The sequence below is a fragment of the Cupriavidus sp. 09_S30 genome (assembly GCF_056930435.1).
This window is the reverse complement of record NZ_JBXOWI010000001.1, coordinates 1,223,990-1,243,292: the sequence shown is the minus strand read 5'-3', so window position 1 is coordinate 1,243,292 and position 19,303 is coordinate 1,223,990. Positions and strand designations below refer to the sequence as shown.

Here is a 19,303-nt window from a genome sequence, read left to right as displayed (position 1 = left end):
ATGGGCAGCGCACAAAGCAACACCTTAAATGTCATCGGCGCGATTGGCGGCGTGGCGAGCGCCGCGTCTGCACTGGCCGCGACAATCGGCGGCGTCGCGCCAGGACTGTGGCTGTCGCAGATTCGCCCGGCATCGTTTCGCGGCGTGCCCTTCGGTGTCCTTGAAGGCGAAACCCAATTCGGGCGCAAAACGTCCGTGCATCGCTACCCGCAGCGCGACGGGGTGTGGGTGGAAGACTTGGGCCGGCAAGCACGGCTCTATCATCTGACCGCATTCCTGCTCGAAAACAGTCTGCGCTATCAGCCTAGCGGCAGCGTGGTCGCGCAGCGTGCCGCCTTTATCGAAGCGTTTGAAACCGCAGGCGATGGCGAGTTAGTCCACCCGACCTTGGGGCGTTTGCTGGTGTCGGGCCTGCAGGCGCAATGTCACGAACGGTGGGATGCCGGGCGCTATTTCGAATTGTCGCTGACGTTTATCGAAGCCGGCGCGCGCCGTTATCCGCTCGCCGTGACCTCGACCGGCGATGCCCTGGACGCGGCAGTCTCCGCGCTCGGCGTCGCGTCCCTCGCCGCATTCATTCGCGACACGACGAACGCTATTCAATACGGCGCGGCAATCGTGCAGCAATCGGTGTCGACCGCCGTGGGCTGGTACACGGGCGCGGTCACGCTGGCCCATGACGTAAAGCGGTTTTTCGGCGCAGTGTCGACGCTGTCCGGATCGTTTAGCCGGTTCTTCGGGGGCGGCAATACGGGCTATTCGGCGGCAACCAATCCGATCCAGGCGCCGGCTACCGTGCAACAACTGATTGTGAATGACGCCGCCGCGCGGACCGCCGTCACGGAAGCCGGCAGCGATCTAGTCAGCGCGGCCAATGCGCCCGGCAACGCGCAGGGCATGAGCGATGCGGCGCAGGGACTGGCCGGCGCGCTGGCCGCATCCGCCGTCGCGCCTTCGGACCGGATGCGCCTGTCGCTGTCGCTGTCGCAAGTGCAATCGAACGATGCGACGACGGGGACCCCCATCGGGCAGGCGCAGGCCGCGATGCAGGCCGGATCGAACGCGCTCTATCGCCGCGCGGCGCTCGCCCAACTGGCGCAGGCCGCGAGCGCCTATCAACCGTCATCGGCGGATGACGCCGCCAACGTGACCGATCAGGTGACGGCGGCACTCGATGCGGAAATCGCCATCGCTGGCAATACCGGCGCGGACGATGTCTATCAGGCATTGACGACGCTGAAAAAAACGGTCGTCGCGGATTTGAAGGCGCGCGGCGGCGCGCTCGCACCAATCATGACGTTTCACTTTAACGCGAGCCTGCCGGCGCTGACGCTGGCGCAGCGCATCTATCGCGACGCGACGCGGTCCGACGATCTGGTTACGCAGGCGGACCCGATCCACCCGGCATTCATGCCGCAGGACTTTAGCGCCCTCGCATCATGACAAGCACGGTCGATCAGGTGACGCTGCTGGTCGGGGAAAACCAGTCGGCGCTAATGGGCTGGCAACAGGCGCGGATCACGCGCGGAATCGAACGCCTGCCGTCCGACTTCGCGGTCAGCATGACGGAGCGTTACCCCGATGCACAGGACGTGGTGGTTAGCGCCGGGGACCCGTTTCGCCTGCTGATCGGCGGCGATGTCGTCATGACCGGATACGTCGATACGGTCGTCGCGCAAATGGACGCGGAACAGCATTCGATCACGGTCGCGGGCCGCTCGCTGTGCGCCGATCTAGTCGACTGCGCGGCGGAATGGCCGGGCTGCCAGATCGCGAACAGCAATCTGCAGCAGATCGCGGCGCAACTCGTCCAGCCTTATGCGGGCCTCGGCGTCGTCTGCCAGATCGATGACCTGCCCGTCCTGCAATACATGCAAATCCTGTTGAGTGAAACGCCCTATTCGATTCTCGAACGGGTGTCGCGCTATAGCGCCGCGATGATCTATGACGATGTCAACGGGAATCTGGTCCTTGCGCGCGTCAGCGATGTTCAAGCGGCGGGCGGCTTCGTCGAAGGTATCAACGTTGAAGCGGCGCGCACCACGTTTTCGATGCTCGACCGCTTTTCCGAATATGTCGCTGTGCAACAGTCGCTCGATTCGCTGCGCGACGCCACGGGCGGCAGCATGAACACAATGGTTACGGTGTTTGATGGCGAAGTGAAACGGCACAGGCAGCGCGTAATCATCGCGGAAAGCATGACGATCAACGGCTTCGCGGTCTGTCGCCAGCGCGCCGTCTGGGAAATGAACCGCCGTGTCGCACGCGGCGCGGTCGTCAATCTGACCACGGATAACTGGCGCGACAGCGCCGGCACGCTCTGGACGCCTAACACACTCGCGCCTGTCAGCCTGCCGACGCTGAAAATCGCGGGCGCGGTGTTACTGATCGGGGAAGTGACCTATCGCCTTGATGACGAAGGTACGCATTGCGATCTGACCCTGATGCCGCCGGACGCCTTCGCGCCGCAACCGATTGATCTGATCCCGCAATTTTCGAACGTGGTCCCGACCGATGCCAGGGGGGTGCAATGATTCCCGCTGCATTAGAGGCGCTGGCCGCGCGCCTGCGCCTGGTTATCGGGCGCGGTCGTCTTCTGGTCGGCAACGATGCCGGCGCGATTCAGACGCATCAGGTCAAGCTCGGCGAGAACGAAACGGGCGACGACCGTCCGCGCGTCGCGGAATTTGGCTTTACCTCGATGCCGCCGGCAGGCTCGGACGCAATTCTGGTGTTTATCGCGGGCGACCGCTCGGCAGGCGTGATCCTCGGGACCGCGCACCAATCCAGCCGACCGCGCAACCTCCAGCCCGGCGAAACGCAGATTTACAGCGTCGACGGCAAATATGTCTATCTGGCCGGGGACCATATCGAAGTCAACGCCAACGGTCAGCCGGTCACGATCAAGAACGCCAGCACGGCGACGATTCAGGCGACGCAGATGGTCCTATGCGATACGCCGATCCTGAAATGCACGGGCGACATTCAGGACAACTGCAATACGAACGCCCGCACGATGGCAAACATGCGCACGATCTACAACGCGCACAACCACCCCGTGCCAAACGTGCAGGCGGGCAGCTCGACCGTCCAAAGCAATCCGCCTAATCAACCCATGCTCGACGCCGCCAACGATGCGAGCGCCGAACCTGGACCTGATCCCGCGCCTTGATTCCCGCATGAAGGGGGGCGAAATGTCCGACATCACGACCGTATGGGCGGTGGACCGTTGTCGCGGGGATTGGGTCCTGCAGGGCGCAGACCTGCTGTCCGGCGATGACCTCGCAACCGCGATCCTGATTTCGGTTTTTACGGACCGGACCGCGCTCCCGGATGACTTCATTCCGGATGGATCGGGCCACCCGCGCGGCTGGTGGGGTGACAGCGGCAGCGACAAGCCTATCGGCTCGCGTCTCTGGCTATTGGAGCGCGCGAAGCAAAACGACAACACGCTACAGCGCGCCTATGACTACCTGACCGAGTGCCTGCAATGGCTACTCGATGACGGCGTGGTCGCGCGTTTCGACATTCTCGTGGAATGGCAGCGGGCGAGTTTCTTAGGCGCGCAGATCGTTGCCTATCGCTCGGATGGTTCAACACAGACAACCGCCTTCACTTGGGCATGGCAGGAACTCATGACCTAGGAACGATCAAATGCCTTACGCCCGTCCGACACTCGCGCAGCTACGCGCGAACATCGCGGCGGATATCGCGTCGGCACTGCCCGGCGCGGATTCGTTGCTGCGATTCTCTAACCTTGGGGTCATGGGGGATGTTCAGGCAGGACTCGCAAACCTGCATTACGGTTATCTCGACTGGATTTCACGGCAGGCCGTCCCCTATACCGCAACAGACGAATATCTCGAAGCGTGGGGCGCGCTAAAGGGCGTCTATCGCAAGGACGCGACCGCCGCGCAAGGGACCGCGACCTTTGCCGGCAATCCGAATATCACAATCAACGCCGGCTCGAAAATTGTCCGGGGCGATGGCGAGTCCTACACGGTCCAGTCCAGCGTGACCAGTGACGCGAACGGCAATGCGACCGTGGCCGGGTTGGATGAAGTGCCCGGCGCGACGGGCAATTGCGTCGCCAATACGCAGTTTTCCCTAGCGGTCCCGATCAACGGCCTGCAGGGCTCTAGCACGGCCTCTAGCACCTTCACAGGCGGCGCGGATACCGAAGGCAATGACGCCTTCCGCGCGCGCGTCCTGACCGCCTTTCAGCAGCCGCCAGCGGGCGGCGATATCAACGACTATGTGAATTGGGCGCTCGCCGTGCCGGGTGTCACGCGCGCATGGTGTACGCCCAACGGGTACGGGACCGGGACGGTCGTCGTCTATGTGATGCTCGATCAGGCGAACGCGGCGAATGGCGGGTTCCCGATGGGGAACAATGGCTGCGCCGCGAACGAAACGCGCGGCACGGTCGCAACCGGCGATCAACTGACCGTCGCGAACGCGATCTATCCCGTGCAGCTTGTCACGGCGCTGGTCTATGTCGTCTCGCCCGTCGCGGCGGCGCAGAACTTCACGATCACGGGCCTGACCAACGCCAGCACGACGACGCGCGCCGCGATATCGCAGGCAATCAGCGATGTCTTTTTCCGCACGGGCAAGCCGGGCGGCACGGTCAACCTGTCCGACATCGATTCCGCGATAGCTGCCGTCCCTGGAACCGCCGGCTTCGTCATCACGTCGCCGACCGCGAACATCGTTTGCGCCACGGGCAATCTGCCGACGCTCGGCACGATCACCTATGCATAGGGGACCGCCATGCTTGCCCCTACCCTGCTTGCCGCCGATTTCCTGCGCGCTTTTCAGGCACTGATGCCGCGCGGTCGCGTCTGGTCCAAGGAACCAGGCGCAGTGCAGACCGCGACCGCTGACGGTCTGACACGCAATTACGAAAGCCAGACCGCGCGCAGCAATCATCTGTTGGTCGACGCATTCCCGGCGACGGCGGTTGAATTGCTACCCGAATGGGAAAAGACGCTAGGTCTGCCCGATCCCTGCACGGGACCCAACCCGACGATCCAGCAGCGGCAGGCGCAAGTGGTCGCGCGCCTGACCAACTCGGGCGGACAGTCCGCACAGTTTTATATCGATTACGCGGCGGCGCTCGGCTACACGGTCACGGTCACAAATTACGCGCCTTTCCGATGCGGTCAGTCCGACGCGGGCGATCCGCTTGGCACGTCTGACTGGTTTTACACATGGTCGGTCAACGCGCCGCAAAACACGATCACGCATTTCGCGGCGGGCGTCTCTGCTGCCGGCGAACCGCTTTCTACATGGGGCAATAGCGTGCTTGAGTGCGAAATCAGGGCACTTGCGCCTGCGCACACGATCGTCCAATTCCACTACGCATGAGGGTCCATCATGTATCAGATCGACAATGCGACCGCACAGCCAGTGCAACCGCCATCGACTGCGGCGGGCACTGCCGGCTTCTTTACCGATGGCAATCCCGCGACAGGTGTCGCCGCGACGATTGTGCCGGCGGAATGGCTTAACTCGATGATGATGGAGTTATGCAACGCCATCACGGGCGCAGGCATTGCGCTGGACAAAACGAAATTCAACCAACTATCGCAATGCTTCCAGCGCGTGACACAGGGCGGCGCGATGACCTTTGGCGTGGATACGGGCGCGGCGAATGCATACAACGTCGTCTATGCGCCTGTCATTACCGCGCTGACCGATGGCATGTTGCTATGGTTCAAGGCGAAGAACGCGAATACAGGCGCGTCTACCTTGAATGTCGGTCCTGGTGCGAAGCCGCTGGTGGGCGAAGGGCTTAACGCGCTGATTGGCGGCGAAATTGCCGCGAACCAATGGTGTCAGGTCCAGTACAGCACGATTCTTAGTTCGTGGGTCCTGATGCAAAGCGCGGGCGGCGCGATGCAATTGCCGGCGGGATCGTATGGCGCCACGCCTGCGCAATTCGACAACAGCACGAAAATAATTACCTCGCAGTTTCTGCAACGCGCGCTGGGGAATTACGCCGGGGTGGCAGGCATTACCGCAACGGGAACGCTCAATTCGACCGATGTCGGCAAGATGATCAACGTCGCTTGCGGGTCCGCAGGACAGACGATCAGCCTGCCCGCCGGCGCCTCGGTCCCAGCCGGTGCCGGGTACTTGCTTTCCAATCAAGGGCAACCCTATACGCTCTCCCGTTCGGGCTCGGATACGCTGTCCGCCGATGGCTCGGTCCACACGACCTACGCCATTCCAAACGGCGCGATGGCCGTTGCCGTGTCGTCCGGTGGCGGTCAATGGCTGGTCGGCGGTCCAGGGCTGTTGAGTGCGTCCGGCGATTTTGCCGTAAGCCTCTCGAATGTTGGCTATCAAAGACTCCCCGGTGGTTTGATCTTGCAATGGGGGGCGGGTACATTCGGCGGCCTGACGGCTGGCACATTCAATTATGCCAATGTCACCTTCCCGATTGCCTTTACGACCGCCATTTTTCAAGCCATGGCGACTTTACAGGGAAACAACGTCGGTGCCGGCGCTCAAGTTACTCTTGATTGTGAAATTTTCTCAACGACCGGCATGCGACTTGCGGCGACAAGCACTGTCACAACTTCCAATACGCAATATGCGGCCTATTGGGTGTTTGGCAAATAAAGGGGAAATAGCCATGAGCCAGAAATTCGCCACGGTCGACGCTGACGACTTCGTCACGGGCTTCTATGCCGACGATATCCATACGCCTGACCAGATTCCCAAGGGCGCGATTGAGATTACGAACGAAACATGGATCGCCTTACTTGATGGGCAATCCAAAGGCAAGCGCATGAAGGTGGATAAAAAAGGCAATGGCTCACTCATTGATCCCCCGCCCCCGCCGCCGCCTACGCGCGAGCAAGTGGAAGCTGCCCGCCTGCACGCCTATGCGGACCCGGTGACAGGCAGTGATCGCTATTTCATGGAAGCCGCGCGCATGAATGTGACAGGGCAGCCCGGCGCCGAAGACATGGCGCAGCAAGGCGCGGCACGCTATGAAGAAATCCGCGCCAGCCTGCCGTGGCCGGCAGATGCGCCAGCGCACGCGAAGGCGAAGAAATCGAAGGGCTGACCATGCGAGTCCTCGCGTTGATCCCTGCCGCGATGCTGGCCGCGTGTGCGACGCTGCCCGGTCAGCAGCGCCTGTCGCTCAACGCGCTGTTGCCGACCTGCTTTGTCTTTTGTTTCGCGTATGTCGCCGGGACCGAACGCCTGACGACCTTCGCGACGCCTGCCGACACGCCCGGCACGGTCCCGGCGACGCCGTCGCGCGAATCGGCGGCACCCTGAAAAGACAAAACCCCCCGCCACGCGGGCGGGTTCTGTCTCCCTGGTGGGCGCGCCGGGCCTCGGAAATGCAGGCACGCGGGGCACGTAGGGCGTACCCGCTTACCTGCCCGTGGCTGTCCTGGGCGTCATTGGGCGTTCGTCATTCCCGCCAGCATAGGCAAGTTGCGCCGGATCGCAAGTTTGCGCCGTATACGACGCAATCGCTACGGGCGGGCCAAATCGGGCCGCTGTTGCGTTTTCCCGCCCGGACGTGCTGACGGTCGTCCCCTCAATCTCGCGCCCAACCGCGTCGCGCTGCGCCAGCCACGCCGGGCAAAAAAAGGTTCATCGCCGCAGTTCGGTGGGGAAAGGTAGATAGTTCGCGAAGCGGTGAGAAGCTCGGCTCTGCCTGTATGACGTGCCCCCGGCCGGCTTTGAGCCGATGCGCACGGACGTGGCATGCATCTTGCATCGGTGAAAGATCGAGCATGGGCTCGCCTAAATGAGTCGATGCATCGTCCGGTAATGGGCTAAAGGTCGCACAAATGAAAGCCATAGTTCACCACTTTCATTCTCACCCGCCCCATCATGGGGGCCGCTACTACTGGGCATTGGCTGCCTGCCTTCTGATGCTGGGTGCGGCGTATCTTGCTTGGGCAGTGCTTACAGCGAATCCTAGCGGGCTGCTGACGCACTAGGCGAATGGAAACAATGCGCGCCGCGGGCGAACCACACCCATGGGGCCAACTTTGTAGCGGTGGCGTTCGCCCGAAGCATCGAAGGACACATATTCCGGCGCCCAACTGAGAGTCAGCAGGCGTCCTACCTCAACACCCTCGACGACGAGGCCGCCAGGTCCGATCGTCACACTGTCGCAATCCAGGCGATACTCGGACCTACCGCGAGCGCCCCGCGTCGATTCGAGAAGGATGGATGGCGGATGGTGCGTCATTGTCGGGTGGCAATTAAGGGGCGCGCGCGCCGCTTCCTGCCGACCTATGGGCGCGCCGCGCAACCACAATTTACGCTTTCCCTACGCGGTGTGTGCTAGTTGAGCATACCCGTTGTCGGGATGTTTCGGGCTTGCAGCGAAAGATCGTTCATAATAGCGCCCCTCGAGAGAAGTGAGGCGGGGTCGACTTGGAAACAGATCAATTGCATCGTGGTCCCGACGGGACCTGGACAGTTCCTCTCCCGGGTCACAAGCCCTATTCATTCGCGCGCTTGAGGTGCGGCTTCGACTCTCCCGACTCGCGTCACAAGGTGGTCATCGTCGATCTGAAAAGGCTACTCACTTGTGCAGATCGCGATACAACGGACTATGTCCTCCAGGCTGCGCAGTACTGGCATCCTGGAAAATTGCGTGGCATTCGCGAGTTCCTCGACCCCAGCCAAGAACGGATTCCAGAAATGCCATATGTGGCGTTCAGAGTTCGGCGCTGTCGTACGTTACTTGGGTTGATTGGCATAGACAGGGAAGGCGTAGCATCCTTTCGAAATGGCCAGCATCGCGCGCGTTATCTGGCGTTTGCTGGCGCAAGCTGCTTGCCCGTTGAGGTGCACGAGACTGAAGCGGACCTACTTGAGCGTTTTTGCGGGTGGAGTCGTGAGCCAACCACTTAACTCCCGCTGACGCTGCGCACGCTACTTTCGCCTGCATCGCCCCGCCCTCAGCGATGTGCCACTAGTCGTGTTCGGTCGCCCCATCCGGCGACGGCCTTCATCGGCTAGATGTCGTCCCCACTGCGGATGACTTCCTTGGTCTTGATTTTGAACAGTCGGTCAGCGTCTGCCTGCGCCAAAGCGCGTTCAGGACGTGTCTGATCGCACTGATACGTCTCGATCCGTTCCATGTTTGGGGCAGTGCGCAGCACCAGAGTGACGGCCCCCTTGAAGTGCTCACCCCGTCCGTTGTTCCAGCGGAGGGTGAACGCCTTGCCGCGAACAAGATTTGCTTCCATGACATCGGTTCCAGTAGCTAGATGTGACGACGCCAAGAAATATGAGACATATGCTTGGCGAACTGCGTGGTGGCTAGGTCAAGGGGTGGGACTTGTTCCGCTGCTTCGCCATCACCTGACGAGGCAATCCGTTTGAGCATCGCCTGTATAGCTGGTAGGCGGATGTCGGTTTGCTGGATCGATTTCTCAACCCTAGATCGGACCCGCATCGCCAGTATTTCTGCCACGACCATCGCCTCATCGTAGGCAGCAACTGGCTTCATGCCATCACAGATCAGTTCGTTCAGAGTGACATCGTCGTCATAGGCGATTACCAGCACGCCGGGCCGGAAAACTCCACTTGATACCACTTCCACCCGTGGAACCACGCGATAGCTGACGTACATGTCTCCCCCTTTCACCGTCTTGGCGGTGCTTGCAACTCTTGGTCACTCGCTCTTTGCCTTGCGCGCCGTCGCCTGCCGTGTCGCGTTTGCTGCCGTGCTGGCGGCGGTCCAATTGCGCTCGGCACTGTCGAAGGCTTGCATAGTGGCCTGTTGCATGGCGTCTATCAATGTCGTGCTCGCCGCAAGCGCCGTCTGCCACATCGCCATGGCCGGTGCCGACCTGCCACTCATGACGGTATCCATTGCCTCCTGCAGTTGGTGCTTGTTCGCTTCGAACTGCGACGCGACGACTTTCGCGAACTCGGCTCGCGTCGCCAAGGCAAGGCCAGATAGTTCCTCGCGGTACGCCTGCGTCCTTTGGGTGGCGTTTTGGAAGAGCGTGGCTTGCAATGCCAGCAATTGCGTCGGATGATCCCTGCTGACTGATACCTTGCGGGCGGCGTCCACCGATTCAGCCAAGGTCGCGTTCAGTGTCTCTGAATTCAGCTCCGCCAGCTTGCGAAGACAATCAATCGTCTGATTCGTCAAGCCGACCAAGACATCGAGATTGGTCGCCTGTATTGCTGCAAGTTGCTCGGGTGACAAGGTCGCCATGATGACACTCCTGAAAATCGGACTCGGCGCACTGGCGTCGAGTGCCGCCGACAAATGCCAGTTTCGCTACGGGTTAGGCCGGCGGCCTCGACTCGGTACCCGAAGCACATCCGGCCGTAGCATGGGACGCCTGTGCATGGTGGTATCGATCCATTGCCGCCCGGCTTGTCATTGTCGCTACAGGCAATACGGCACAGATGCCACAAGGACTACCTGACCCGGTCAACCGCCTTCAGCAAAGAACTCCCCCGATCAGTGATGCGTGGTCGCACTTGGCCGTATGGACAACTCTCCAGGGCGACGAGTTGATGCTGCATCAGTGTGTCGAGGTCCAGCGGGTCGAGGTCATACGGGGAACGAGCGTCCCTGACGAGGATCAGCGTGGCGATTTCATGTGGGCTCAGCATGGTCAACGCTCCTCGTTCACCCCGTACGTCTTGGATATCCCACGCCTCGCGCCTGCCGCGGCGCACTCTGCTTTGGCTTCGCCCACGATGGATCGACTGCGGCTCCGAGGAGGACTCTTCGGACTGAAGCAGCGGAACCATCAAGATATGACATGTCACATTTTTTCAACGTCTTTCTGATTCGCCTTAAGCCATCGCGGTCACTGCTCGATTCCGCAACGCAGCAGCGCAGTCGCGCTCGCTCGCGCGCCCGTCGCCTATCGCTTCCGGATGGCTCTGTGCAACTGCTCGTTCAGGGCGGTGCGATAGAGTGTCGCGCCAACCTCGGTGAGCAGTACCCGCTCCCTCCGTCCAAGTGCCGGATTGGTCAGCAGCATCGCCAAGCCAGCTAGAGCATCATCCACTTCCAGTTCCACGCCAGGGTCCAGCGCCAGACTTTCAAACCTGCGGACAACATTTTCTGGCTCCATCGTCTCCCTCGTCTTCTTAGTGCTCGATCGCGCCACCAACCCGTTGTTCAATGGCGTCGTTTGATGGTCAGAGAGTCTTTCTACGGCCGCATGCAGGGAAGCGTAGGCGCGGTGACCCCGCTGACACCGCGCCTCGTACCGAGCCGATGTGAGTCGCTCGCGAGTGGTGCAGCCGCAGTCGTGCTGTGCCAAGCTCGACGCACAGATTAGAGGAATAACTCTAATCTGTGCGGCTTTTCTGACTCCGTGGAAACCCGAGTCCAGCTTGACGACTGACGGCACGCTGGGGACCTTGTGTACGTCGGAGCCAAAATTCGTCCACCACGGCTGACCGCTTCTGGACGCGTTGCCGCCTTTCCGACAGCTAAGGAAAATGACCGGGAAGGGTCGTTCTGCGACCCTCAGTCGCCCCGCAGATCGGCGATGAACCTTTTTTATCCCATAGTCGCAAGTGACCGGGCACGGGCGCGGGTCTGAATTGCCGTTCCATCGCGAGCATGATCCCGCTCACGACATTGGCGCACGACTGCAGGTCTGCCGTCAGCGCGGCGGGCTCGTTTTCCAGCGCGTACAAGATCGCGCGATGCGTGCCCTCCGCGCCGCCATTGGTAGCGACGCAGTCATGACACAAGCAGTACGCGATATGTCCAGGCGCATTTTTCATGATGTGTCCCCTCCATTGGTGCCCGTGCCCTCAGTTCGTTAGGCGGCGCGCTTCGCCTGCCAAGCGTCCAGCGCCGCGCGCGTATAGACGTGGCGATTGCCCTCGCCCTCGGACAGCGGGCCTTTATGGTTCGTGCGCAAATTCTCGACGAGGCTGCAGCAATCCGCCGCGCCTGCGGTCGTATAGCGCCCATCGGGCAGCGTCAATTGCGGCTTGCGTCCACGCTTCGCCCCCTTCGCCGCGCCCTTCGCCGGCTTCGCACTGGTCGTCGCGGCATCGTCCTTGCGCGGGCGTCCGGGCTTGCGCTTGCGGGATGCCGGCGCGATCAGGCGCGGATCGGCACTCAGGCCGGCGCGCTCGACCTCGACCAGAAACGCCGCCGCGAACGCGGCCTTGAAATCGTCGCCGCCGCTCGGATCGATGGCAACGGCCACACGGTTCGCGAAATTGAATGCGGCAATATGCTGTTCTTTCATGGCTTACCCCCTTTCGAAATCCCTTGCGGGAAAAATGCGCGTATGTCGTCCATGACTACGTGCGTTGAAACTTGGGCACAGATGCGGATCGCCGCGACCTGAAACGGCAGATTGTTGAAGTACGGGACCGGCTTCGGATTCGGCGACGTCAGGTCGCACAACAGCGCGTCATCGTCCATGTTGAAATGCACGCGGCACGCCAGCGGGCGATGCGCATAAATCGAACATTCGCCGTCGCGCAGAAACACGCAGGGGTTGTGATAGCGGCGCCCCCTGACCTTGGACGGCTTGACGCCGATAGCGCGCCCGATCAGATACGCCTCGGGCTGCAGGACCGCGATCCCCGTATGGCAGCAGTGCACGCAGCCGCGCCGGCACGCTGCCGACTCGGCAACCGGCGCAGTCACGTCTGCCGCGAGCGCGCACAGCGCGCGGAAACGGTCATCCGTATTGCCCGGTCCCGAATGCAGCGCGTTGATCTGTCGCTGACACTCGGACCCGTGCGGCGCGAGTTTGGCATTCACGGCCTGCAGCTTGCGCTGCGCGATGTCGTCGACGACCGCGACGCGGCGCACGACCTGTTCAGCAGTGTCCACAGTAAGAATGTGTAATCTTGAATGTTTGTGACGATAGGCCGCGCGCCATTTTCAGGCGGCGCGGCATCCGGTAGCCTGACGGCACAAATAGAACCGCGATGCAGGGCCGATTAACGCCTGCATACTGCGGACCGGCGCGGGCCTATTCAGCCGACTCGCGCCGGTCCGGTCCTTTGCAAGTCGCGAATATCAGGCGAACCAGAAACCGCAATGCGTCAGGTCTGCCGGCGTCACGTCCGCAAAATCGGCTTCCTGCGTGCGGACCAGGAAGAAATCCCCCAGGATGGGATCGCCATTGGCAAGGGTCCGGTTGTGGGGGCTGCGTTTGATCTTGCCGTCTTCGTCGCAGACCAGATAAAGCCCGTCATCGGACAGGCGCAGGGCTTCGAGATAGCCGCCCACAAGGCGTTGCCAGACCTCGACGCGGTCGGCATGGGCTTCGATCACGGGCGGTTCGCCGACGCGAAAAACGATGACCTTAACGGTCCGGGGTGCGGTGGGATTATTCATGTTCTTGGTTCCCGGCGTAGGACAGCGGGACCGGCCTCGCTAAAAACCGCCGCCGCTGCAATCTGTTGTGATCAATGGACCGTCGCGGCGTACTGATCCAACGCCTTGCGGGTGTACAGCCATTTCCCGCCCTCGCGCTCATGTGCCGGGCCGGCGGATGCCTTGCCTAGCTGTTTGAGCGTATCGCCATCGATCCCGAGATATTGCGCCGCGCCTGCCAGCGTATAGCGCCCGTCCGGTGTCTGCAGGACCGGCGGACGACCTCGACGGCGAGCGCCATCATTAACCGCGCTGGCCGCACCATTACCCGGACTGACAGCGGCACGACTGGCGAACGATACTGCCGGCTTGCCGGGCTTGCCTCCGGGCTTTTTGGCTTCGGCCTGCACGGCGGCGCTGGCATCGATCAGGGTTTCGAGTTTCGGCGGACGGCCACGGCGCTTCGGCACGCCATTCGCGATAACCGGCGACGGGCTAGGCGTTTCAGCGCGCGCGGTTTTGGCTTGCGCGGTCAATGGCGCGGCATGATCGCCGGGCTTTGGCAGTCCGCCCGGTTTCACGCCATAACGCGCCAGCAGCGCCACGACAAAACTGGTCTTAAATTCGTCGCCATGCGTGCGGTCAACGTCCAGCGCGACCGCATTCGCAAGGTTGAAATTTTCCACTTGGGTTCGGGCCATTTTGCATCCCCTCGGATCGGGTTTCGTCTAGGCGGCATGGGAAGCGGCGGATGCATACACGCGCCGCCGGGCCTTGCCGTGAAACTCGATGCCCTCGGGATATTGCAACTGTTCGGGCTTACATTTGAAAAGTGAGCACAGCCGGTCGATCACGGCGGGCCGCAGATTTTCGCCTCGTTCGAAGGCATCGATATTGCGCGGCGAACAACCTAGTAAATCCGCCGCTTGGCTTTTATCGTAGCCTAAAAAGGTCCGCCATGCTTCGATTGGATGTTTGCCGTTCTGCATCTGCCGCATGACCTGCGGCGGATAATCGGTGTCGGCGGGCGAGAATTTCACAAATATGGTCCGCTTCGGATCGGCGTCCTGATCCGATTCGTCCGGCGTAGATTCGGGTACCTCGCCAGATGCGATACGCTCTGCCGCGTCGGCCTCCGCCATGATCTTTAGATAATGGCAGTCGGCGTCATCGCCGAACAGATCGCCGCAGTCCATTAACTGGCCCGGTTGGCAGTCCAGGGCATCGGCGTATCGCTTCGCGCTTTGCGCCGTCCATTTTGCCCCCTTGCGCCACGCGGAAACTTCCTGTTGCGTGATGGCGGCCGGCGTGACGCCGACTAGCTCGGCCACGTCGGATATGCCATAGCCGCGATAGACGCGCCAAGCGCGCAACGGGCTATTGCCTTCGCGGATCAGTTTCCAGACGGGCGCGGGAATCGCTTCCTTGAATGTCGGCAGACCGCGGGCGGGATATTCGCCTAGCCGCTTTTTTGCTGGCGCTTCGGATTCGCGCGCCAGGGTTTCGACCGGCAGGAACAGGGAATCCGCGCGCGCCCGTGCATCATTGACCGGCGGGGATTCTTTCCGTGGGGTGCCGGCTCTGACGGCTTCCAATATGGCGATTGAAACGGGCCGATCTGCCGCCGGTTCCGCATTACCCGGCGGCGTCACAGTAGCGAGACTAGACGAGATTCCCGTCCTGCCGGCTTTGCGCTCGATGTCCCGCGTTTGCGCCTGCCGACCTGCTATCCAGAACTCCACCAACTGCGCGAATAGCTTATAAGGTAATTCGACTTTCTCGCGTTCCCCTGACCACGTGGTCGTGACCTTCACATCCGACAAATCAAGTCCGTACATTATCGCTGTCCCCTACGGTTTTTTTGGATTTGTCCGGCACTGTCTGACAATGTATGCCGAACCTAGAGACATTTACAGCGTTCGCGTCGCTTCCGTTTAGGCGTTGCACCTAGGTTTAAGCGTGACGGCACAGGGATTATTAGTGGGGGATTCCGCGTCGCGCAAGGGAATTAAAAAAACCGTAACATTTCATCGATTTTTGTTACGTCTCACCCTTGGGTGGGGGCGGCGCGCGGCGCAATGCCGGCTAGGGGAAAGTGAGGCGCGGGGCAGTTTTCCCCGTGTCGGATGCGCGTCACGTTTGGTCTTCCCGGCGACGATCCCGGGGACGATCCCGGGGACAGGGTCCAAGCCGAACCCGTGGAAATCCCGGGGACGTTGTTTTTTTGCGACCGTCGAAAGAACCTGCACAGCAGGCAAGAAAAAACCCGCACAGCCTTACGCTGTGCGGGTTTTAGGGTTTGGTCGGGGCGAGAGGATTTGAACCTCCGACCACCTGCACCCCATGCAGGTACGCTACCAGGCTGCGCTACGCCCCGAAGAAAAAAATTATAGCAGAAGGCTTTTTGTCTTGGCTAGTGCCTTCTGCACTTTTTATTTACTCCATTCACTTCGCATCGTGGCGAGCGATCGTGCGCAGTTGCGCGAGCAGGTGCTGCACCTCGACCAGTTCGTTGCGCAGCGCGTTGAGGTCGACCGACATCAACGGCGCGTCCTCGACGATTGCCGATGATGGCGCCGCAGCTTCCGTTTCCTCGTGCCCGCTCGACGCAGGATGACGGCGCAGGTCGTCGAGACGGTTGCGCGCGCCATTGATGGTGAAGCCCTGCTCGTACAGCAGTTCGCGGATACGGCGGATCAGCAGCACTTCGTGGTGCTGGTAGTAGCGCCGGTTGCCACGCCGCTTGACGGGCTTGAGCTGCGTGAATTCCTGTTCCCAGTAGCGCAGCACGTGCGGCTTGACGGCGCACAGCTCGCTCACTTCACCAATGGTGAAGTAGCGCTTGGCGGGAATCGGCGGCAGCGCGACGCGATCGCTTGGTTTGTCCGACATGCGTTGAAGGGCCGGCAAGAGGCGCGGCCCGCTGGAATTTCGCTAGAGATTCGATGGACGTGGTGCGCAATGTGCGCACTGAAGGATACCGATTCCCGCCGTCGCGGGCAACGCGGCGGGCCGCTTCAGCCCGGCACTGCCAGACCGGCGCGTTCCTCGACCAGCGCCTTGAGCTTCTGGCTGGCGTGGAATGTAACCACGCGGCGCGCGGTGATGGGAATCACCTCACCGGTCTTGGGGTTGCGTCCCGGACGCTGCGGCTTGTCGCGTAGCTGGAAATTGCCGAAGCCGGACAACTTGACGCTGTCGCCCTGCTCCAGGGCTTCGCGAATCACGTCGAAGAATGCTTCGACCATGTCCTTCGATTCACGCTTGTTCAAGCCGACCTGATCGAACAGCATCTCCGCGAGCTCGGCCTTGGTGAGGGTGGGTACCTCGGCCGTACGTGCTTCCGGCATGTCGTCGTCGTGGGAGGCTGCTTGCCGGTCGCCTGCCTCACCTCGTGATGCAGCAGTCATGACATTCAGATGTCGATCATTCATATTGATCGTTCATTGTCGTTCAATCTGGCGATCCGCCCGGGCGCAGCGGCCCGGGCACTCCATGCCGTCGATGAGACGGCGTTCAACCGCGCAGCCGCGCCTGGAACGCCGTGCCCAGCGCGTCCACCATGCAGCGCACTGCGCTGTCCACGGTCTCGTCCTGGAGGGTCGACCCAGTATCTTGCAAGGTCACCCGGAACGCAAGGCTTTTCTCGTCCGCGCCGATGCTGCTGGACGCGGCCGCATTGGCCTTCGGACGGAACTCGTCGAACAGCACCAGGCTCTGGCAATAGCGGCCGTAGCCCGCCTTGTCGAGCGCGGCGCGCATGGCGTCGAGCAGGTCCTGCGCGAGTGCGGACTGCTTGACCACCACGGCGAGATCGCGCACCACGGCCGGGAACTTGGAGATCTCCGTGTACGAAGGCAGGCCGACTTCGCGCAGCGCCTGCAGCTCCAGTTCGAACAGCACCGGCGCGTGTGCGAGCTCGTATTCCTGCAGCCAGCGCGGATGCAGTTCGCCGACCACGCCTACCGGCTTGCCATCGAGCAGCACGCGCGCGGCGCGGCCTGGATGCAGCGCCGGATGCGCGACGGGTTCGAAGCGCAGCGCGCGCGGATGGAACAGCGACTCCACGTCGCCCTTCACGTCGAAGAAGTCGACCATGCGCGTGGGCACGCCCCACTGCTCATCGAAGGCCGGACCATAGGCGATGCCGGCGGCCATCATCGGCTGGCTGTAGCCTGCGACGGTCAGGCCGCCGTCGGCCACCGAGCCGTCGCGATGGAACACGCGGCCCACCTCGAACAGGCGCACGCGACCGGCCTTGCGGTTCAGGTTGTAGCGCACCTTGTCGAGCAGGCCGCCTATCAGCGTGGAGCGCATCACGGCGAGCTGGCTCGCGATCGGATTAAGCAGGCGGATCGGGTTTTCGTTGGCGGCGAAGTCACGCTCCCACTTCTCTTCCACGAAGGCGAAGTTGATCACCTCCTGGTAGTCGCGCGCGGCCACCGCGTGGCGCACCGCATGCTGCGAGAGGCGTGCCTCGTCGGTCGGACGCATCTCGCTCTCGGCCACGGGCGGGCGCGCGGGAATGCGCTCGAAGCCGTAGATGCGCGCCACTTCCTCGATCAGGTCTTCCTCGATCTCGATATCGAAGCGGTAGCTCGGCGGCGTCACCACGAAGACCTCGCCATCCGCGCCCTGCTCGCGCGCGAACGAAAGCTGCAGGCGCTGGAACACGTCGGCGATCTCCGCGCCCGACAGCTCGATGCCGAGCACGCGCTCTGCGCGCGCCACGCGCATGCGCACCGGCTTGCGCTCGGGCAGGTTGACGACGTGATCGTCGACCGGGCCGGCCTGGCCGCCGCAGATCTCCAGGATCAGCGCGCTGATGCGCTCGATGTGCTCCACCGTGGTGGCGTAGTCCACGCCGCGCTCGAAGCGGTGGCCGGCATCGGTGGAGAAGTTATAGCGGCGCGCGCGGCCCTGGATGGACTGCGGCCACCAGAAGGCGGCTTCCAGGTAGATGTTGGTGGTGTCCAGCGATACTGCCGTGCTGTCGCCGCCCATGATGCCGGCCAGGCTCTCGATCTCCTTGTCGTCCGAGATCACGCCGACCTGCTCGTCCACCTCGATGGTGTTGCCGTTCAGCAGCTTGATCTGCTCGCCCTTGCGGCCCCAGCGCACGTCGAGGCCGCCGTGGATCTTGTCCAGGTCGAACACGTGCGAAGGCCGGCCCAGTTCCAGCATCACGTAGTTGGAGATGTCCACCAGCGCCGAGATGCTGCGCTGGCCCGAGCGCTCCAGCCGCTGCACCATCCAGGCGGGCGTGGCCGCATGCGCGTTGACGCCGCGGATGACGCGACCGGAGAAGCGGCCGCACAGGTCGGGCGCCGACACCTTGACCGGCAGCCTCTCGTCCAGCGTCACCGCCACCGGCTTCATCTCCGGCAGCTGCAGCGCGGCACCGGTCAGCGCGGCGACTTCGCGCGCGACGCCGTGGATCGACAAGCAGTCTGCCTTGTTGGGCGTGAGCTTGATGACAAAGACCTGGTCATCCAGGTCGAGGTACTGGCGGATATTCTGGCCGACGGGTGCGTCCTCGGGCAGGATCAGCAGGCCCTCGTGGTCTTCCGAAAGCTTGAGCTCGCGCGCCGAGCACAGCATGCCGTGGCTGTCGACGCCGCGCAGCTTGCCGACCTTGATCTCGAAGGGCTTGCCGCCCGGCTCGGACGGCGGCAGCACCGCGCCGACCAGCGCGCACGGCACCAGGATGCCTGGCTTGACGTTGGGCGCGCCGCAGACGATCTGCAGCGTCTCGCCGGTACCGGCGTCGACCTGGCACACATTGAGGCGGTCGGCATTGGGATGGCGCTCGGTGGCGAGCACGCGCGCCACCACGATCTTTTCGAACGGCGGCGCGACGGGGCCGACCTCTTCCACTTCGAGCCCGGCCATGGTCAGGCGGTGCGAGAGCGCGTCGGTGGAGACCTTTTCAGGATTGACGAAACTGCGAAGCCAGGATTCCGAGAATTGCATGGCGCTTCT

General features: G+C 62.3%; 23 protein-coding genes and 1 tRNA gene. 10 read left to right on the top strand and 14 right to left on the bottom strand.

Annotated elements, in window-relative coordinates; translation table 11 throughout:
- From AC1Z3O_RS05880 to AC1Z3O_RS05835, 10 genes are all read left to right on the top strand, one after another.
- A complete protein-coding gene (locus tag AC1Z3O_RS05880; RefSeq protein ID WP_483514285.1) occupies positions 1 to 1,443 on the top strand; it encodes a DNA circularization protein in 1,443 nt (480 codons plus the stop codon).
- Entirely contained in the window at positions 1,440 to 2,534 is a 1,095-nt protein-coding gene (locus AC1Z3O_RS05875; RefSeq protein WP_483514284.1) for a phage baseplate assembly protein, read from the top strand. Before AC1Z3O_RS05880 ends, AC1Z3O_RS05875 begins: the two co-directional genes overlap by 4 nt.
- Positions 2,531 to 3,172 (top strand): phage baseplate assembly protein V, encoded by a 642-nt coding sequence (locus AC1Z3O_RS05870; RefSeq protein WP_483514283.1) that lies wholly within the window; start codon positions 2,531 to 2,533, stop codon positions 3,170 to 3,172. Before AC1Z3O_RS05875 ends, AC1Z3O_RS05870 begins: the two co-directional genes overlap by 4 nt.
- A gap of 22 nt (positions 3,173 to 3,194) precedes the next feature.
- A complete protein-coding gene (locus tag AC1Z3O_RS05865) occupies positions 3,195 to 3,644 on the top strand; it encodes a phage GP46 family protein (protein ID WP_483514282.1) in 450 nt (149 codons plus the stop codon).
- Between the two features lie 10 nt (positions 3,645 to 3,654).
- Positions 3,655 to 4,764 (top strand): baseplate J/gp47 family protein, encoded by a 1,110-nt coding sequence (locus AC1Z3O_RS05860; protein ID WP_483514281.1) that lies wholly within the window; start codon positions 3,655 to 3,657, stop codon positions 4,762 to 4,764.
- 9 nt (positions 4,765 to 4,773) lie between these two features.
- A complete protein-coding gene (locus AC1Z3O_RS05855; RefSeq protein ID WP_483514279.1) occupies positions 4,774 to 5,370 on the top strand; it encodes a YmfQ family protein in 597 nt (198 codons plus the stop codon).
- A 9-nt stretch (positions 5,371 to 5,379) separates the two neighbouring features.
- Positions 5,380 to 6,630 (top strand): gp53-like domain-containing protein, encoded by a 1,251-nt coding sequence (locus AC1Z3O_RS05850; protein WP_483514277.1) that lies wholly within the window; start codon positions 5,380 to 5,382, stop codon positions 6,628 to 6,630.
- 13 nt (positions 6,631 to 6,643) lie between these two features.
- Entirely contained in the window at positions 6,644 to 7,081 is a 438-nt protein-coding gene (locus AC1Z3O_RS05845; protein ID WP_483514275.1) for a hypothetical protein, read from the top strand.
- A gap of 2 nt (positions 7,082 to 7,083) precedes the next feature.
- Positions 7,084 to 7,299: a hypothetical protein gene (locus AC1Z3O_RS05840; RefSeq protein ID WP_483514273.1), complete on the top strand. Its 216-nt coding sequence runs from the start codon at positions 7,084 to 7,086 to the stop codon at positions 7,297 to 7,299.
- Between the two features lie 1,119 nt (positions 7,300 to 8,418).
- A complete protein-coding gene (locus AC1Z3O_RS05835; RefSeq protein WP_483514271.1) occupies positions 8,419 to 8,901 on the top strand; it encodes a plasmid fertility inhibition factor family protein in 483 nt (160 codons plus the stop codon).
- 104 nt (positions 8,902 to 9,005) lie between these two features.
- Here AC1Z3O_RS05835 and AC1Z3O_RS05830 read toward each other — a convergent pair whose 3' ends face one another.
- From AC1Z3O_RS05830 to pheT, 14 genes are all read right to left on the bottom strand, one after another.
- Positions 9,006 to 9,239 (bottom strand): hypothetical protein, encoded by a 234-nt coding sequence (locus AC1Z3O_RS05830; protein WP_483514269.1) that lies wholly within the window; start codon positions 9,237 to 9,239, stop codon positions 9,006 to 9,008.
- 17 nt (positions 9,240 to 9,256) lie between these two features.
- A complete protein-coding gene (locus tag AC1Z3O_RS05825) occupies positions 9,257 to 9,625 on the bottom strand; it encodes a hypothetical protein (RefSeq protein WP_483514267.1) in 369 nt (122 codons plus the stop codon).
- 42 nt (positions 9,626 to 9,667) lie between these two features.
- Positions 9,668 to 10,219 (bottom strand): TIGR01841 family phasin, encoded by a 552-nt coding sequence (gene phaP / locus AC1Z3O_RS05820; RefSeq protein ID WP_483514265.1) that lies wholly within the window; start codon positions 10,217 to 10,219, stop codon positions 9,668 to 9,670.
- Positions 10,220 to 10,883: 664 nt separating this feature from the next.
- Positions 10,884 to 11,096 carry a hypothetical protein gene (locus tag AC1Z3O_RS05815; protein WP_483514263.1) on the bottom strand — a complete coding sequence of 71 codons (213 nt, stop codon included), beginning with the start codon at positions 11,094 to 11,096 and terminating at the stop codon, positions 10,884 to 10,886.
- A 364-nt stretch (positions 11,097 to 11,460) separates the two neighbouring features.
- Entirely contained in the window at positions 11,461 to 11,760 is a 300-nt protein-coding gene (locus tag AC1Z3O_RS05810) for a hypothetical protein (protein WP_483514261.1), read from the bottom strand.
- A 38-nt stretch (positions 11,761 to 11,798) separates the two neighbouring features.
- On the bottom strand, positions 11,799 to 12,236 hold the full coding sequence (locus AC1Z3O_RS05805; RefSeq protein WP_483514259.1) for a hypothetical protein: 438 nt from the start codon (positions 12,234 to 12,236) through the stop codon (positions 11,799 to 11,801).
- The gene (locus AC1Z3O_RS05800; protein ID WP_483514258.1) at positions 12,233 to 12,832 is read right to left on the bottom strand and encodes a YkgJ family cysteine cluster protein; all 600 of its coding nucleotides are present in this window, start codon (positions 12,830 to 12,832) and stop codon (positions 12,233 to 12,235) included. Before AC1Z3O_RS05800 ends, AC1Z3O_RS05805 begins: the two co-directional genes overlap by 4 nt.
- Before the next feature lie 189 nt (positions 12,833 to 13,021).
- Entirely contained in the window at positions 13,022 to 13,342 is a 321-nt protein-coding gene (locus AC1Z3O_RS05795) for a DUF3846 domain-containing protein (RefSeq protein ID WP_483514256.1), read from the bottom strand.
- A 71-nt stretch (positions 13,343 to 13,413) separates the two neighbouring features.
- Complete coding sequence (locus AC1Z3O_RS05790) at positions 13,414 to 14,022, bottom strand: hypothetical protein (protein WP_483514255.1); 609 nt, start codon at positions 14,020 to 14,022, stop codon at positions 13,414 to 13,416.
- Positions 14,023 to 14,049: 27 nt separating this feature from the next.
- Positions 14,050 to 15,159 carry a helix-turn-helix domain-containing protein gene (locus AC1Z3O_RS05785; protein ID WP_483514254.1) on the bottom strand — a complete coding sequence of 370 codons (1,110 nt, stop codon included), beginning with the start codon at positions 15,157 to 15,159 and terminating at the stop codon, positions 14,050 to 14,052.
- Between the two features lie 462 nt (positions 15,160 to 15,621).
- Positions 15,622 to 15,698: transfer RNA gene (locus AC1Z3O_RS05780), tRNA-Pro, on the bottom strand.
- A 68-nt stretch (positions 15,699 to 15,766) separates the two neighbouring features.
- Positions 15,767 to 16,213, bottom strand: a complete 447-nt coding sequence (locus AC1Z3O_RS05775; protein WP_483514252.1) for a MerR family transcriptional regulator — start codon at positions 16,211 to 16,213, stop codon at positions 15,767 to 15,769.
- A 125-nt stretch (positions 16,214 to 16,338) separates the two neighbouring features.
- Positions 16,339 to 16,755, bottom strand: coding sequence for an integration host factor subunit alpha (locus tag AC1Z3O_RS05770; protein WP_483514251.1), 417 nt, complete (start codon positions 16,753 to 16,755; stop codon positions 16,339 to 16,341).
- A gap of 82 nt (positions 16,756 to 16,837) precedes the next feature.
- Positions 16,838 to 19,294 carry a phenylalanine--tRNA ligase subunit beta gene (gene pheT / locus AC1Z3O_RS05765; protein ID WP_483514249.1) on the bottom strand — a complete coding sequence of 819 codons (2,457 nt, stop codon included), beginning with the start codon at positions 19,292 to 19,294 and terminating at the stop codon, positions 16,838 to 16,840.
- Positions 19,295 to 19,303: the final 9 nt, after the last annotated feature.

Coding starts and splice junctions, on each gene's coding strand:
- AC1Z3O_RS05880 (WP_483514285.1), top strand. CDS start 1: ATGGGCAGCGCACAAAGCAACACCTTAAATGTCATCGGCGCGATTGGC.
- AC1Z3O_RS05785 (WP_483514254.1), bottom strand. CDS start 15,159: ATGTACGGACTTGATTTGTCGGATGTGAAGGTCACGACCACGTGGTCA.
- AC1Z3O_RS05825 (WP_483514267.1), bottom strand. CDS start 9,625: ATGTACGTCAGCTATCGCGTGGTTCCACGGGTGGAAGTGGTATCAAGT.
- pheT (WP_483514249.1), bottom strand. CDS start 19,294: ATGCAATTCTCGGAATCCTGGCTTCGCAGTTTCGTCAATCCTGAAAAG.
- AC1Z3O_RS05795 (WP_483514256.1), bottom strand. CDS start 13,342: ATGAATAATCCCACCGCACCCCGGACCGTTAAGGTCATCGTTTTTCGC.
- AC1Z3O_RS05840 (WP_483514273.1), top strand. CDS start 7,084: ATGCGAGTCCTCGCGTTGATCCCTGCCGCGATGCTGGCCGCGTGTGCG.
- AC1Z3O_RS05860 (WP_483514281.1), top strand. CDS start 3,655: ATGCCTTACGCCCGTCCGACACTCGCGCAGCTACGCGCGAACATCGCG.
- AC1Z3O_RS05870 (WP_483514283.1), top strand. CDS start 2,531: ATGATTCCCGCTGCATTAGAGGCGCTGGCCGCGCGCCTGCGCCTGGTT.
- AC1Z3O_RS05770 (WP_483514251.1), bottom strand. CDS start 16,755: ATGAATGATCGACATCTGAATGTCATGACTGCTGCATCACGAGGTGAG.
- AC1Z3O_RS05830 (WP_483514269.1), bottom strand. CDS start 9,239: ATGGAAGCAAATCTTGTTCGCGGCAAGGCGTTCACCCTCCGCTGGAAC.
- AC1Z3O_RS05810 (WP_483514261.1), bottom strand. CDS start 11,760: ATGAAAAATGCGCCTGGACATATCGCGTACTGCTTGTGTCATGACTGC.
- AC1Z3O_RS05815 (WP_483514263.1), bottom strand. CDS start 11,096: ATGGAGCCAGAAAATGTTGTCCGCAGGTTTGAAAGTCTGGCGCTGGAC.
- phaP (WP_483514265.1), bottom strand. CDS start 10,219: ATGGCGACCTTGTCACCCGAGCAACTTGCAGCAATACAGGCGACCAAT.
- AC1Z3O_RS05865 (WP_483514282.1), top strand. CDS start 3,195: ATGTCCGACATCACGACCGTATGGGCGGTGGACCGTTGTCGCGGGGAT.
- AC1Z3O_RS05790 (WP_483514255.1), bottom strand. CDS start 14,022: ATGGCCCGAACCCAAGTGGAAAATTTCAACCTTGCGAATGCGGTCGCG.
- AC1Z3O_RS05775 (WP_483514252.1), bottom strand. CDS start 16,213: ATGTCGGACAAACCAAGCGATCGCGTCGCGCTGCCGCCGATTCCCGCC.
- AC1Z3O_RS05875 (WP_483514284.1), top strand. CDS start 1,440: ATGACAAGCACGGTCGATCAGGTGACGCTGCTGGTCGGGGAAAACCAG.
- AC1Z3O_RS05845 (WP_483514275.1), top strand. CDS start 6,644: ATGAGCCAGAAATTCGCCACGGTCGACGCTGACGACTTCGTCACGGGC.
- AC1Z3O_RS05850 (WP_483514277.1), top strand. CDS start 5,380: ATGTATCAGATCGACAATGCGACCGCACAGCCAGTGCAACCGCCATCG.
- AC1Z3O_RS05855 (WP_483514279.1), top strand. CDS start 4,774: ATGCTTGCCCCTACCCTGCTTGCCGCCGATTTCCTGCGCGCTTTTCAG.
- AC1Z3O_RS05805 (WP_483514259.1), bottom strand. CDS start 12,236: ATGAAAGAACAGCATATTGCCGCATTCAATTTCGCGAACCGTGTGGCC.